The following is a 15,758-nucleotide window of genomic DNA, read 5'->3' on the forward strand; positions in this document are numbered from 1 at the left end:
GCTTGAGGTTCACCCTCTTTTTTATGATAAAGAAACAAAAATAAGAAGAAAATGTAACCAATAGCAGGTGGAACTTCCATAAAATATATAGTTACATAGGGACAAGAAATGTTTTTAAGGAGATTCTGAGATTGAAAACGAAAAAATATATGCTGCTTGTTGTTGTCATAGTTCTACTGCTAAGCCTTGCTGCTATTTTAAATACACAACGTGAACCTTCAACAATTACTATTAATGTAAATGGTCAAGTTATAAAGACGGTAGCTGCCAACCCAGCCTCGCCTGATGATCTTATGATCCCTAAGGCAGTGGCTGAACAGGCACTAAATACACAAATCGGCTGGCAGAAATCCGGACCTCTTCCGCAAGGCATTTACTACAGAGATCAGGTGGCTGTGCTGATGTATCATCATCTTTCCGAGAAGCCCATGCCACAGTTTCCTTGGGTGTTATCGGTTGATCGGTTTGATGATCAAATGAATTTGCTGAAGCAGGAAGGCTTTCATGTGATTACCATGGCGGAATACCGCGAATTTATGTTGAATAACGGCGCAGTTCCGGACAATGCAGTGCTGCTGACCTTTGATGATGGATATGAGAGTTTCTATAAATTGGCGTTCCCTGTCTTGCAAAAATACGGATATACAGCCGTGAATTTTGTTATCGTATCTACAATAGATCACCCAGATCCGAATAGCGTGCCGAAGCTCACTTGGGAGCAAATGCGGGAAATGAAGCATGTAGGGATGGGATTTTATAGTCATACCTATGATTTGCATCATTATGGGATTGTGGATGCCGAGGGCGGGCAGCGGCCAGCTGCAAGTGCCTTGTTATATGTTGATGATGAGAACAGGAATGAGATGAATGTGGAATACTACAGCAGAGTTACACGTGATCTGGCCAAGGCGGAGCAAAGGCTGAAGGAAGAATTGGGCAATACGGATTCGGCAATTGCTTTTCCTTACGGCTCCTACAATGACAGATTGCTGGCTGTTTGTGATTCGCTGGGGATTTCACTGACCTTCAAAATTGAGGATGGGATTAACACCAGAGCGGATCGGAATGCCGTACGAATTAACGGGGGAAGTGAGACACTTACCGCTGCATTAACACTTGACCAGATGAAGCATATCGATTTGCCAATGGAATTGACCTTGAACAACCAAAAGGTGAATATGGTAAGGAATTCTCCTGAAATGAGGAAGGGAACCTTGATGGTTCCGTTTCATCAATTATGCAAAGATCTGCATATAAATATGAAATATGATCCGAAACGCCGAATCGTTGAATTGACTCATATGGATGCAGGAGCATGAAAAGTGTCACTTTTATCGATGATGAGATTACAAAAAGTGAGTAATTTCGTCATTTTAGGCGAATCACTAGTTGCTATAAGTGAATTCCTTACTGTAGACTATAAACAGAGTACTAATTGGTAGGCGAATGGAGAGAACTGATGGAATTGTTTAAGCGTTATTACGCAAATTTAACGGTCCGGCGTTTTTTGATTTTAGGATTGGTTGCTCTACTGCTATTCAGTATTAGAGATATGCTTAATTTGGTACTGTTGACGTTTTTGATTGCGTATGTAATGAATAGCTTTCAAGTGCTGCTCACGAAGCGCATTAACAAATATGTAGCAGTTAACAGCAAAGTGATTATTGTTATTCTATACCTTGCCTTAATCGCTGTAATTGTCATAACCCTCGTTAATTATCTGCCTAAGGTTTTCATACAGATTAAACAGTTAACGAATTTTTTGACCAATTTGACCCCTGAGAACATCCCGCAGAATGATATTGTGCAGTATATATTCGCCCAGCTTAAGGATTTGAACTATCAGTCGTACATGAAAGACGGTATTGAATATGTCTTGAAAATAAGCAATTGGGGCACCAGCTTTGTTTTATCAACCATTTTGAGCTTTGTATTTATACTTGAGAAAAACAGGATCGTTAGCTTCACTTCCCGCCTTAAAGAGAGCAAAATCTCTTGGTTCTATGTAGAGCTTGAGTATTTTGGCAGAAAATTTATCTCCTCTTTCGGAAAAGTGATCGAAGCACAAATTCTGATCGCGTTGTTTAATACATGCTTTACGGTGATCGGACTCTGGATTTTAGGTTTTCCTTACCTTTTCGCATTATCCATTATGATCTTCTTGCTTAGTTTAATTCCGGTTGTAGGTTTTGTTATCTCGCTAATCCCACTTTGTATTATTGGTTACAATATTGGTGGCCTAGTCATGACGATATACGTACTGGCAATGATTGCCGTACTGCATTTTGTAGAAGGCTACTTCCTAAATCCTAAACTGATGTCATCCAAAATGAATTTGCCTATGTTCTATACGTTTATCGTGTTGTTATTCTCTGAGCATTATCTCGGGGTATGGGGTCTGATTCTGGGGATTCCGATCTTTGTATTCTTCCTTGATATTCTGGAAATTAACAGAGAGAACAAGATAGGAACTTAGGGATTCTGTTATAAAATAAGTATTAAACATACAAAACCCGGCTAAATGGAAGGTCCATCTAGCCGGGTTTTTTGTGTATGTTACAGCGTCGCTGTATGTATTCCCTTAACCGAAGGAAGTATGGACACTATCTGAAACGATGTCCCTCAGCTCCGCTTTATATGCCGCATACTGCTCGGTTGTTATGCTTCCAGCGGCTAACCGTGAATCCAGTTGATCCGTTAGCTGGGCAACTTGTAGATCGATTACAGCTTCAATATCTTGGCCTTGTTCTGATGCAATATCTTGAAGTGACTTACCGTCATATATGGCCTCGTATAGATCCTCGTCCGTTGGCTGGTTAAGTACCTCCAATAATTCGTCTTGATCCGCGACCTCTGCGGTGGACCATTTTACAGGCGAACTTGCATTAGCGGTAAGACTAGTCCAAGCATTTCCGAAAGACATCACTACAACTACCGTTCCGACTATGATCACTCTTTTTATATCCATTAGAGTCCTCTTTTCTTGTTCTGCAATAACTTATCTTGCTTAAGCATCCGTCTAAAGTATCGTTTAAAATGGGTTCTAACTAGTTATATTGTAACCCGTGAAGCTGAACTGAAGCTTAAGCAATATTAAAAATAACCTAAAGATTTAACACGGCTATGATATAGCGATAATACACTACAGGTATACTTTCCAGATGAGATTCAATGCATATTTATGCATTGAATCACAATCAAACAAATGGGGAGTGTTCGGAGTTTTGAGAATAACAGCAAAAGCTAAACGTTTTCTATCCAGCGTAATTGCCAGCAGTCTGATGTTTGGAATCATGGTTCCAGCAGGATATGCCGAGGAGCAGCAGCTGGAGATGGAGCAGACATCTTCCGAATTAGAGGCGCATTTTGATGAACAGGTTGAGCTCGACACGCTTTTAAGTCAACCGACTGTAATGGCAGATGTGTACGCGGTACCTAACCATCCAGGAGCATTACTGATTACAGAAGTTGTTCCGGATACTAAAAATGTAAAAGGGACAGATGGAACCTCTGTAGATGGTTACGAGTTCGTTGAGGTCTACAATAATACGGACAAGCCGGTTAATTTTAAGGATTATTATTTCTTTTATAATGACAAAGATACATGGGCACCTAATGGTGATGCTGTAATACCGGCGCATGGAAATATTGTTTTCTGGATTATGAACGGCAATAATCTGAATGTTCCTACGGAGGATTTCATCAAAAACTTTAGTCCTACTGCAGCTTTGCAGGAAGGAGTGAATCTGTTCCGGATCAACGGTGGCGGGGGGATGGCTAATACTTCTGCGCGTAATTTACAAATTAAAAGCAATGCAGGAGATACGCTAATTGTTTCTGCTTCCTATGGAAAAGAACAGGTGAAGGAGAATAACGGGATCTTCTATCAATATTTGCAGGCAGATAGCTCCGTTATGAACCTCATGGCGAATTCGGGAACGGTTGTGGCTACGCCTGGAACCGTAGAGGCAGAACAAGTGCCTGAGCTAGTTCCTGGGGACAAGCAGCCAGTGATTGAACATATCGCACAGAGTAGTGTTGATCCAGCCGATCTTCCTATCAGTGCGAAGATTACTAATCTGGAAAGCGGGGCAGATGGATCACTACCCGTAGTGAAGCTACAGTATGGCTCTCCTTCTCAGGTGAAAGATACGGTAATCACCATGACCTCAAAAGGTGGGGACGATTATGCGGCAATGATTCCTGCAGCTGCGCTGGAAGAGCCGGAGCTGCATTACAGCATCCGCGTTAACAATGTGACAGAGAGTTATTCTGTTCATGTGAATCTGCCGGCGTTCGATCCGAACAATGTGCCACCATTGTTAATCACAGAGCTGCTGCCAAACTCGACGAATGTAAAAGGAACGAGCAGCGACGCTTTTGAATTCATTGAGGTCTATAACAATACCGATGCACCAGTTAATTTCAAGGAATACAAGGTCTATTATCGTTATCCCGATAAAGGTAACGCTTCTGATGTGAAGTGGCCTTCGACACCAGAGAACTTTCTGATTCCTGCACAGCAGTCCGTGGTGTTTTGGGTTATTAATAGTGCAAATAGCACTTACACTGCTAATGATTTCAATACAGAATTCAACACAAACTTAATTGAAGGCACCAATCTCTTTTTGATCAAAAGCGATGGTATGGCGAACTCAGGCCGCCGGGCAGTCGTAATCAAAAGTAACACGGAGAAAGAAATTTCCTCCGCGTATTATGATGCAGACCTCACCTACGATGGTGGAGCTAAAGGTGACGATACTAAAGAAAATAAAGCCCTTCTATACAAGTATCCTGTCAATGGACTAAGCAAAATGCTCAAGATCAGTACGGGCTCAGCCGTTCCGTCACCAGGCCATACGGATGTAACACAACTTCCAAACACGCCGATCCATGTGGAGCCGGATACAGAGAAACCATCAGTAGAAGATCTGACGGGCGTAACGGAGATTGACCAGTCGATGGGTCTCGATTTGAAGGCTTTTGCTGATGACAATAAAGCTGTTACTTCTGTGGAGGTTAGAGTATCTTCGGACAAGCAGCCGGAGGCTGTTAGCCACAATCTATCCCAAGACTTCAACGACAGCTTGTATCACTTTAAATTGACCTCTGCTGATTTGATTGGCAGAAATGAAATTCAATATTACTTTGTCGTTTCTGATGGAACGAATGAAACACAATCTCCAGTAATAAAAGTAAAAGTTACAGGAGGACAGGATCAATCCCCACTTCGTTTGAACGTGAAGGAGGGGCAATTGATCAATGGTTCTGTGACCGTAAAAGGAACCTCTGCCACCGCTAAGGCTGATGATTTAGGCTTGAGCATCGACAGTAAGCTACTGGGCAATAACGAGGCATATACTGCACTTGAGAATGATGCCTACTTTGTATTTGAAGCCAAAAATGTGGATTATTATTTTAAAAATGCCATCACGATGGGACCGGAAGAACTAGGAGATGCCAGTATTCTGTATACCTTTCTGGACCCGATTACTACGTATACTACATTGACTTTTCCTATTTCTTCTGCCGCTTTACAAGTGGGTGCGGATAATGTGATTTACATTCGGGCGGGCTCTAAATCTTCCCCCTTTGATCCTCGTCCTGAGGAGAATAAGGATGATTTTGAAGTGAAAAATGTTCGTCTCCTGCTGGCAGATGGTACCGAAATTTGGGATCCGGCTTATGCAGAACGTGATAAGGAAATCAAGATGGGGGACAGCGCAGGTAAGCACGAATCCCTCGGCTTCCAGTTCGATCTGAAAGCGGATTTGTTCCGTTCAACGGCGTATAACTGGAATACTAAAGAAGTACCTGACGGAGAACATAAAGTAACGCTTACCGAAGGTGGAACGAAAGTATCATCAAACGTGATTGTCGATAACACGCCACCATCCATTAAAGCATCGATAGAAGAAGGACAAACTTACCGTGGCAATTTTGAAATTGCTGCTGAAGTTAAGGATACTTATGCGGGCGTAGTTAAGGTCAGTGTGAAGCTGGACGGTAATGTTATTGAACTGCCCTATGCTACTTCATCCGGGAAGTTATCTGCTGGGGATCATACGCTTTCTATCACAGCCTTGGATAAGATCGGCAATCAGGCAGAAAAGGTAATTGCATTCCATGTGCCGAATGAGAATCCATTTGCACCTCTGCTTATTTCTCCTACGAACTGGGAGACTGCTGTAGGTACTAATCCGACTTTAAAGGTTAAGGTTGAAGATCCTAATCAGGATAAGATAAACGTTACCTTCTTTAGAGGATTCAAGTACGATGCTAACCATCCAGAGCACGGCTTTGCTGGGTTTATAAACGCATCCGATACAGAGCCGCCGAAACAATCCGAACCTGCGGGCGAACAAGCGCTTAGCGGTGACGACTACAGTAAAATAAGTGCGGTGGACGGACAATATTTAATTAATGATGCTGTTGATCAATTCCCTTATCAGCGTTATGAAATTAAGCTGGATGAGTCGGTTAAGGCGTCAGATCGTGTAGATATTAAATGGAAAGGGAATTCATTGCCGGGACGTAAAGTAAGTCTCTACGCTTGGAGCCCTGCTCAACAAAAATGGGTACAGCTGGATCATTTAATCGCTGGAACAGAGGATTTTGAGCTGAAATCCACGGTTACAGCTGGAGCATATGCTAATGGAAATAGCATTGCTGTAATGGTTCAGGACGAAATTGCTTCTGTAGCTAAGACAGCACCTACAGTAACACAAGATACGTATGATTTCTCTTTTGTATGGATGTCTGATACACAATATTATTCACAGAGCTACCCTTACATTTACCGTAAAAATGTAGAATGGATAGCTGACAACAAAGAGAGCTTGAACCTGAAATATGTAATCCATACAGGAGATGTCGTGGATAAATCCTATCAGGAGTATGAGTGGAAGGAAGCTGACCGGAACATGAAGGTTCTGGAGGAAGCTAACATTCCTTATGGTGTTCTTGCGGGTAATCATGACGTAGGCCATCAAACCGGGGATTACACGAAGTTCTGGGAGTATTTTGGGGAGTGGAGATTCAAGAATATGCCGACCTTCGGTGGCTCTTATGACAACAACAGGGGCCATTACGATTTAGTGTCTGCGAACGGAAATGATTTTGTTATTGTATACATGGGCTGGGGATTGGCTGAGGAAGAAATCGAATGGATGAATGAGATCGTTGCCCGTTATCCAGAGCGTAAAGCGATTCTTTGTCTCCATGAATATTTGCTGGTTTCTAATAACCGTGCACCTATTGCGGATAAGATTTTTGAGATGGTTGTGAAACCTAACAAAAACGTAATCGCAGCACTGTCCGGCCATTATCATGATGCTGAGCTTAAGGTAGACGAGCTGGATGATAACGGTGACGGTATTCCAGACCGCAGTGTCTATCAAATGCTGGCAGATTATCAAGGTGCTGAAGAAGGAGGCCTTGGCTATATCCGTCTGCTTCAGTTCGATGTTGCTAATAACAAACTTCGCGTGAAGACTTATTCGCCTTATTTGGATGATTATAACTACTATGATGAAGACGAATATCCAGGCAAAGATGAGTTCGTTCTGGATCTGGATCTACAGCCTGTGACTAAACGTGTGGCTACCGACTATATCGGAGTCAAGGTTTACAGCGATCAGGAAATTTCGGCCAATCAACAAGTAGAGAGTGGCGCGGAGACTCAGGTCATTTGGAGTAAGCTAAATCCGGATAGCTACTACCAATGGTACACAAAGGTTGAGGATGATCACTCCGGCAGTGTGCTTTCAGATATCTGGGGCTTTTACACTGGAAAAGAGGATGTGACGCCGACACCAGAGGTGACACCAACACCGTCGCCAGAGGTGACGCCGACACCTGAGGTATCGCCATCGCCAGAAGTGACGCCGACACCAACACCAGAGGCGACAACGGCACCTCCAGTAGTTTCACCAGTGCCAATAGTGACTCCAACGCCTACCACCACACCGGTAGCGGAAAAAGGAAACATTGAACTGACATTAGGAAGTAATGGAACGTATACAGCTGATCCGTCAGCCTTGAAGAAGCGGATAGAGGAAGCTGCTACAGGGGGAAGCCTAAAGATTAGCGTAGGCGGAGCCGCCTCGGCTCAAGATCAGATTAGAATTGCTCTTGATGCAGCGAGTATACAACAGGCTATCGATAAGAAGCTGAACCTGAATATTGTGTCTTCTAACGTTACATTGAGCGTACCGACAAGCTCCTTACCAGCCATCCCGGCAGGCAGTGATATGCTGCTACTAAGCATTGATATGAGTATGATTTCTGTACAGGCCAATGTCGCTGGAATGGGTCCAGCTAGAGCTACCGTTACGATGAACCTCAGTACATCAGCAGGCGGCAAAGAAACAGCTATCCATCAGCTTAAAGGTACTGTTACGGTTACCTTGACGCTGACTAAGGAACAGCTTGCTAAGCTCGATACGGATTTTGCGGGTGTCTATTATGTAAATGGCAGCACGTTAGAATATTTGGGTGGAGTGTTTAAGGATAATACCGTTACCTTCACAACAAATCACTTTTCCTCCTTTGCGGTGCTGGAATACCATAAGCAATTTAGGGATACTGCTGGCCACTGGGCAGAGTCGTATATTTCCAAGCTGACGGCTAAGCATGTGATTAAAGGGATTGACGATACGCATTATGGACCACAGGCGAATGTAACCCGCGCAGACTTTGTTACACTGGCCATTCGTTCTCTCGGATTGGATGAGGCAAGTGGAGCTATCGCCCAGAGTGCTTTCGCAGATGTATCTAAAGATGCTTATTATGCACAGTCGATAGACAAAGCTGTCCAGCTTGGATTGATCCAAGGCAGTGATGGCAAGTTCCGCCCTAAAGATGCAATTACCCGTGAGGAAGCGGCAGTTGTCTTGCAGAAACTGATGCAGTATAAAGCTGGATCGCAAGCTTCCGTTGCTGCTACTGCAAGCTTCAAGGATATGAATAGCGTATCTGAGTGGGCGAAGCAAGCAGTCATTGATTTACAGGCTAAGGGAATCCTTGACGGCAAGGGCAACAATAACTTTGACCCTCGTGGTAAAGTAACCCGCGCTGAAATCGCAAAACTGTTATATGGAATAATTAATTTATAAGATTGGATGGCAAAGGCAGGCAGAGGTGACTCTGGCCTGCTTTTTGTCATTTTTGGCGTGTAGTCTTCATGTTCTTCTATGAAAAAAGGAAATTCTCACTACTCATATGATTTTTCATATATAATATTTTGGATTAATTTTTAATTTTCAAATTTTTCAAAATAAAAGATAGATTGCAAGGAGTGCAAGTGAAATTAAATACCTCCAATCTGCCACTTCAGGAATCGGGTAAAATATATTTACCGGTTAGAGCGTTATTTACCGGCCGTATCATCTTTTATGCAGGTTTATGATGAAGACAGTCATGCGCTTGTACTGGAAAGTGGTCAATAAGCTTACAAGTTGGAGGGCACCTTTGTGAGTGCTCTTTTTTTGAATTCTTAAAAATACGCACTTGACAGGTAGGAATAAAGGGGTATATGATATCACCAATACTTAAACAGTAATTAAATGAACAGTGAAATAATTCAACCGAGCTGATTGGACCACCAAAGGCTCCCGTACTTTTCCCTTGTCAGGGGTAGGTGCTGGGAGTCTTTTTTTATGGGCTGATTGGGAGAAAGCAGAGGTAAGCATGAGCGAACAGTATTGGAGACAGCTGGAGGAGACAGATTGGGCATTTCGCAAGGCGGTTCGCAGATTCGTGAAAGAGCGGGATAAGGTCGCCGTAGCAGGCATCTCCTTACCAGGCATGCTGATTCTGCACAAAATCATTCGCGATGGTGAGCAAAGGCTAGGAGACTTAGCGGATGAACTAGACTTCACCTCAGGTGCGATTACCGCATTGAGCGATAAGCTTGAGGCGGGTGGATATACCGTACGCAGACGTAAAGAAGGTGACCGTAGAACGGTAATGCTGGATATTACGCATAAAGGCCGCAAGCTGGCGGAGCAGAACAGCAACATCGGAGAACGATGTATTTCGCTTTTGTTTGAGGGGTTTACGGAGGAGGAATTGGCGCAGCAAAATGACTTTTATCAGCGGATCATTAGCAATTTAGAAGGATTCTCGGATATCCTGCTGAAGCTCGCCAAGGAGAATGCAGAGACCTCTCCAACCCTTGAACAGAAGCCACGAACAACCACCAAAAAAAATAATTATCTTAGCTACTAAAAAAATTGAACATAGGAGAGATGAACGATGGGACATTCAACCATTTATCCAACTGGAGCAACCGTATATAACCCTGACAAAGCCTGGAGTGGCTATACTGTATTTCAAGCTGGTGAAGAAGGTGTTGCACTGATAGATATGAACGGTAAAGAGGTGCATTTGTGGAAGGGGCTGCTTGGATTTCCGGCTAAAATCTTCCCGGGTGGTTATGTGCTGGGCAGCACAGGAAGAAGAGATCCAAAATTCGGCATACAGGATAATGTAGATCTGGTACAGGTGGACTGGGATGGGAACATCGTGTGGAAATATAACAGCTATGAACATATAGAAGATCCGGGTTATGAACCCCTCTGGTATGCCCGCCAGCATCATGACTATCAGCGCGAAGGCAATCCGGTCGGATATTTTGCACCAGGGCTTGAACCCAAGGTAGAAAGTGGCAAAACGCTAATTCTTGCTCACAAAAATATCTACAATCCTCAGATCTCCGACAAACAATTGCTTGATGACACGATCCTTGAGGTGGACTGGGAGGGGAATATCGTCTGGGAGTGGGCTCCAAATGAACATTTTGATGAGCTAGGCTTTGATGAAGCTGCCAAAAATGTACTATTCCGTGATCCTAACTCACGCTCTTTCGGAAATCTAGGTGGCGGTGTTGGGGACTGGCTGCATATCAATTCGGCTTCTTATGTAGGACCCAATAAGTTTTACGATGCAGGTGACGAGCGTTTCCATCCGGATAACGTGATCTGGGATGCGCGGGAAGCAAATATTATTGCGATAACGGATAAGCGTACCGGAGCCATCGTTTGGAGAATCGGTCCGGATTACTCGCTGCCAGAAGTGAAGCATATCGACTGGATCATTGGCCAGCATCATGCGCACATCATTCCGAAAGGTTTGCCGGGAGAAGGTAACTTACTTGTATTCGATAACGGGGGCTGGGGCGGTTATGGTCTTCCAAATCCATCTTCTCCTTTTGGGCAAAAAAATGCACTCCGCGACCACTCGCGAATTCTGGAGATTAATCCCGTGACCCTTGAGATTGAGTGGCAATATACAGCGGCAGAAGCTGGTTTCTCTGTCCCAACCGATTCTTATAAATTCTACAGTCCATATATCAGCTCAGCTCAACGGCTTCCGAATGGCAACACCTTAATTACAGAAGGTTCTAACGGCAGACTCTTTGAGGTTACGCCAGAACATGAACTGGTATGGGAATATATTTCGCCATTTACGGACTCCAGAAATACCAACATGGTCTATCGTTCCTACCGTGTGCCTTATGCCTGGGTACCACAGCTGGAAACGCCAGTTGAACAAGCGATTGAGCCAATAGACGTAACACAGTTCAGAGTCCCGGGGGCTGCACCTAAAGGATCGGATTCTGTGGTAAGTGTGGCGACAACCCTGCCCTTTGTTGAAGGAGCTGCTTGTGTGGCGACGACGGATGAAGGCAGCAGCCGCAAGGTAAATTAACAAATTTGAGGAGATGTGTCGGTTGAAAAAATCATGGATCAGCTCAAGCTTTCTGCTCTTATCTTTATCAGTGGTTATCCTTTTATCGGGCTGCAGCTCCAAGGGCGATGCGGCTGCCTCTAATGCCTCTAAAGAGGGAGCGGCGAACAGCAAAGATGAGATATTAAAGATAAAAATTGCTGACATCAATACGAATCCCACTTTTCGGGTGGCATTAGATAAAGGCATCTTTGCCAAACACGGGATTGACGCTGAACTAGTCAACTTTGGTTCCCCTGCGGAAGGTGTAAATGCCCTTTTTATTAAACAGGTGGATGTGGCTTTCGGGGCAGACTTCCCATTGCTGAACGCAGTGGCGAAGGGCGATTATGCTATTATCGCCTCGGCGGGATTAGCGACTGATGAAGCGTCCACTGAATGGAAATTGTTCGTACAGGACGATATTCAGAAGGCTGAAGACTTGAAGGGAAAGAAGCTGAGTTTCATACGCGGCACCTTCATTCCGTACCTTTGGGATGAATATTTGAAAGAGCATAATGCCGCTCTCAGTGATGTGGAGTTAATAGGACAGGGTGCCTTTGATGAAGCTTATATCGCTTTGAAGCAAGGTGCTGTGGATGGAGCATGGTTTTATGGTTCGGTTCTGAATGATAAGCTCTATGCGCTTAAAGGTGTTCATGAACTGACGGATATGTCTAAAACCACGGTTCGATTGGGGATGGGGATTGTAACGGGAAATGATTTTGCGGCTAAGAATCCACAAGGTATAGCGAATTTCCTAGCAGCGGTGGATGAAGCTGGAGCCTATGCTCAGGCTCACCCAGATGAGGTTGCTGATCTGATGTATAAGGAAGTGAAGCAGCCTAAGGAATCTACGATAAAAGACCTGCCGAATAATCCGTGGGCACTAGGATTTACTCAAGCAGCGTATGACAGTTTGACCAAGCAGAAGAAATATATGGTCGACAACGGAATCATCGAGAAGGATTTCGATCTGGATAGCAAGCTGAATCTTGAGCCGCTGGCGAAGGCATTGCCAGAAGAGGTTACGTACAAGAAATAGGGGGAGTTCAGAATGTCATTACCTGCTAAGCAGCATACCATTCATATTGAGCAGCTCCGTAAAAGCTACAGCGAACCAACTGCTGGGGACATTCACTACATTATAAAAGATGTAGATCTCGTAATTAAAGGTGGGGAATTCTTCGTTCTGCTTGGGCCGAGTGGTTGCGGGAAATCAACACTGCTGAATATGATCGCCGGGTTTGTCTCCAAATCTGGTGGGCATCTACGGGTGGATAATGTAGAGGTGAATAAGCCCGGCAGAGATCGGGCGGTTGTGTTCCAGCAGGCGGATTCCTCCTTATTCCCTTGGTTAACCGTCCGGCAGAATGTGGAGTTCGGATTGCGGATGAAGAAAATCGCAAAGGCGGAACGGCACACAATATCGGATAGGTTCATCGGGCTTGTTGGGCTGAACGGGCATGAGGAGAAGTTCCCGAAGGAGCTGTCTGGGGGTATGAAGCAGCGTGTTCAGCTGGCTCGGGTGCTGGCGAATGATCCAGCGATTCTGCTAATGGATGAGCCATTTGGTGCGCTGGATGCGATGACGCGCCGAACGATGCAGAAGGAATTGGTCAACATTTGGCGCCAGACACATAAGACGGTGATTTTTGTAACTCATGATATTCAGGAGGCGTTATTGCTGGGAGAACGAATTGGCATTATGTCAGTAGGACCGTCCTCTAATATTACAGATATTTATGACAATACACTGGCGTATCCGCGGGACGTAACCTCACCGGAATTCTACTCGTTATACAATCAAATTCAAGGTCATTTCGAAGAATAGGATAGGGTGAGACAGATGAGGAAATGGGTGGAGAAGAAGTGGGTTTCCGTAACCCTTCTATGGATTACCGCGCTCTGCGTCTGGCAGCTTGGAGCTGTAATCTATGGCCCCGATGTGATCCCCGGACCATGGAGTACACTTAAGGGCGGACGGGAGCTGCTGGAAGACGGAACCTTGCTGCAATATATCGGGATTAGCTTTTATCGGGTGCTCATTGGTTGGGTACTCGGCAGTTTACTGGCGATTCCCGTAGGACTAATCATTGGGAAGGTGAACTTGATCCGTATTTTTGCGGAGCCTTTCCTGAACTTTATCCGTTTTATCCCGCCGATTGCATTCATTACTTTGTTCCTAGTATGGTTTGGTATTGGGGAGCAGTCGAAGATTGCGTTAATTATGTACGCCACCTTTTTTATCGTGGTGCTGAATACTTTAACCGGTGTGATGTCCGTGGAAGAGGACAAAATCCGCTCAGCCCGCAGTATGGGCGCCAGTGAGTGGCAAATTCTGATTCATGTGGTCGTTCCGGCGACGATCCCTTATATTTTTACGGGTATCCGGTTAGCGATGGGCACCTCATATATGGCGATTATCGGCGCGGAAATGATTGCTTCGAACGAAGGTGTAGGTTATCTGATCTGGAATTCCCGGTTGTTTTTCCGTACGGATTGGATCTTTGTCGGGTTGTTCTGCCTTGGCTTTATGGGCTTCTTTACGGATCGGCTTTTTGGCTGGTTCGGTAAGAAGGTGCTTTACAGATACGGTGTTGTCAGTGTGGCAGCGCGTAGACGGTAATTATATTCATACATGTAAAACTGCCTGGAAATGTCGGGCAGTTTTTTACTTGGACTGAAGTTTATACGAATATTTCTTGTCATTGTAAGTAAATTGTATTTCTAAGGGAAACGGCGGTCATCTAAAAAAGACGACAGGTCGTTTCTTTTTATTTACAAATATTCCTATTCTCCTTAATGCCGCGAAAATAGTACACGCCTATACTGCAATTGGGTGCCTAACAGTTGGAGCATAAAGAAGCCCGCAAATAAGAAATAGGAGTGAAGGGGAAATCATGAAAAAAGGGATCAAAAATCAATTATCAATGGGTCTAATGTTATCCTTGCTCGTCCTGTTGCTTGCTGCTTGTGGAAATTCAGCCAAGGCTGAAGAAACAACGAATGGAAAGGCTGGCACCAAAGAATTAAGTCTGACTGAGATCGAGAGTAAAGCTAAAGAAGAGGGCAGTATCGTCAGTGTAGGAATGCCGGATTCTTGGGCGAACTGGAAAGATACATGGAGTGATATGGACAGTAAGTATGGTCTTACACATTCGGATACCGATATGTCGAGCGCGGAGGAAATTGCCAAGTTTGATGCGGAAAAAGACAAACCAACGGCCGACATCGGAGATGTGGGGATTGCGTTTGGATCGGTTGCCGTGGAGAAAGGGGTAACACAGCCTTATAAAACATCCTACTGGGATGAAATCCCTGATTGGGCTAAGGACAAGGACGGAAATTGGATCGTCGGCTATCAAGGCACCATCTCTTTTCTGACTAACACTAAGCTCGTGGCGAATCCGCCGAAGAGCTGGGAAGATCTGAAGAACGGCAATTACAAAATCATCGTTGGTGATGTAACCAAAGCTGCTCAAGCACAGATGGCTGTATTGGCCGCAGCGATTGCCTTTGGTGGCGACGAGTCGAACATTGAACCAGGGATTGCTTTTTTCGAGGATTTAGCTAAAAAAGGACGTCTCTCCAATGCAGAGGCTTCCCTTGCCAACATTGAAAAAGGTGAAGTGGAAGTTACCCTGCTGTGGGATTTCAACGCTTTGAATTATAGAGACCAGATCAACAAAGATGGCTTCGCTGTAGCCATTCCACAAGAAGGCAGTGTCGTGAGCGGGTATGCCACGATCATCAACAAATATGCGCCGCATCCTAACGCGGCGAAGCTTACACGCCAATACATCCTTAGTGATGAAGGACAGATTAATCTTGCCAAAGGTTACGCTCGTCCGATCCGTGACAGTGTAACGTTGCCGGATGATGTTGCAGCTAAGCTGCTACCAAAAGACGAATATGTCAACGCTAAGCCTGTTGGTGATTACAAGGTATGGGAAGAGACGGCAAAAACCATTCCTCAATTGTGGCAGGAACGTGTGCTTGTGCATTTGAACTAGTATGCATTTCTC

10 protein-coding genes are annotated in these 15,758 nt (G+C 44.6%); 9 read left to right on the forward strand and 1 reads right to left on the reverse strand.

The features are described from left to right. Positions 1 to 131: 131 nt before the first annotated feature. Together NYE72_RS01450 and NYE72_RS01455 are read left to right on the forward strand one after the other, a co-directional pair. Positions 132 to 1,319, forward strand: a complete 1,188-nt coding sequence (locus NYE72_RS01450; RefSeq protein ID WP_081393477.1) for a polysaccharide deacetylase family protein — start codon at positions 132 to 134, stop codon at positions 1,317 to 1,319. Positions 1,320 to 1,459: 140 nt separating this feature from the next. Beyond that, the gene (locus NYE72_RS01455; RefSeq protein ID WP_036687315.1) at positions 1,460 to 2,476 is read left to right on the forward strand and encodes an AI-2E family transporter; all 1,017 of its coding nucleotides are present in this window, start codon (positions 1,460 to 1,462) and stop codon (positions 2,474 to 2,476) included. A 105-nt stretch (positions 2,477 to 2,581) separates the two neighbouring features. Here the strand turns inward: NYE72_RS01455 and NYE72_RS01460 are convergent, their stop codons facing one another. Further along, positions 2,582 to 2,968, reverse strand: coding sequence for a hypothetical protein (locus NYE72_RS01460; protein ID WP_038568262.1), 387 nt, complete (start codon positions 2,966 to 2,968; stop codon positions 2,582 to 2,584). Positions 2,969 to 3,224: 256 nt separating this feature from the next. Between NYE72_RS01460 and NYE72_RS01465 the strand changes: the two genes are divergently transcribed. The 7 genes from NYE72_RS01465 to NYE72_RS01495 all read left to right on the forward strand — a co-directional run bounded on the left by NYE72_RS01465 (position 3,225) and on the right by NYE72_RS01495 (position 15,746). Continuing rightward, positions 3,225 to 9,116 (forward strand): S-layer homology domain-containing protein, encoded by a 5,892-nt coding sequence (locus tag NYE72_RS01465; RefSeq protein ID WP_339211144.1) that lies wholly within the window; start codon positions 3,225 to 3,227, stop codon positions 9,114 to 9,116. Positions 9,117 to 9,690: 574 nt separating this feature from the next. Next, the gene (locus tag NYE72_RS01470; RefSeq protein ID WP_339211146.1) at positions 9,691 to 10,230 is read left to right on the forward strand and encodes a MarR family transcriptional regulator; all 540 of its coding nucleotides are present in this window, start codon (positions 9,691 to 9,693) and stop codon (positions 10,228 to 10,230) included. A 27-nt stretch (positions 10,231 to 10,257) separates the two neighbouring features. Continuing rightward, positions 10,258 to 11,712 (forward strand): aryl-sulfate sulfotransferase, encoded by a 1,455-nt coding sequence (locus NYE72_RS01475; RefSeq protein WP_339211148.1) that lies wholly within the window; start codon positions 10,258 to 10,260, stop codon positions 11,710 to 11,712. A gap of 22 nt (positions 11,713 to 11,734) precedes the next feature. After that, the gene (locus NYE72_RS01480; protein WP_036687322.1) at positions 11,735 to 12,775 is read left to right on the forward strand and encodes an ABC transporter substrate-binding protein; all 1,041 of its coding nucleotides are present in this window, start codon (positions 11,735 to 11,737) and stop codon (positions 12,773 to 12,775) included. A 12-nt stretch (positions 12,776 to 12,787) separates the two neighbouring features. Beyond that, the gene (locus NYE72_RS01485) at positions 12,788 to 13,564 is read left to right on the forward strand and encodes an ABC transporter ATP-binding protein (RefSeq protein ID WP_036687325.1); all 777 of its coding nucleotides are present in this window, start codon (positions 12,788 to 12,790) and stop codon (positions 13,562 to 13,564) included. Between the two features lie 15 nt (positions 13,565 to 13,579). Next, complete coding sequence (locus NYE72_RS01490) at positions 13,580 to 14,359, forward strand: ABC transporter permease (protein WP_036687327.1); 780 nt, start codon at positions 13,580 to 13,582, stop codon at positions 14,357 to 14,359. Positions 14,360 to 14,633: 274 nt separating this feature from the next. Further along, complete coding sequence (locus NYE72_RS01495; RefSeq protein WP_076141409.1) at positions 14,634 to 15,746, forward strand: extracellular solute-binding protein; 1,113 nt, start codon at positions 14,634 to 14,636, stop codon at positions 15,744 to 15,746. The last annotated feature ends 12 nt before the right edge of the window (positions 15,747 to 15,758 follow it).

The organism is Paenibacillus sp. FSL L8-0333 (genome assembly GCF_037965665.1).
GTDB classification, from domain to species: domain Bacteria; phylum Bacillota; class Bacilli; order Paenibacillales; family Paenibacillaceae; genus Paenibacillus_AQ; species Paenibacillus_AQ odorifer.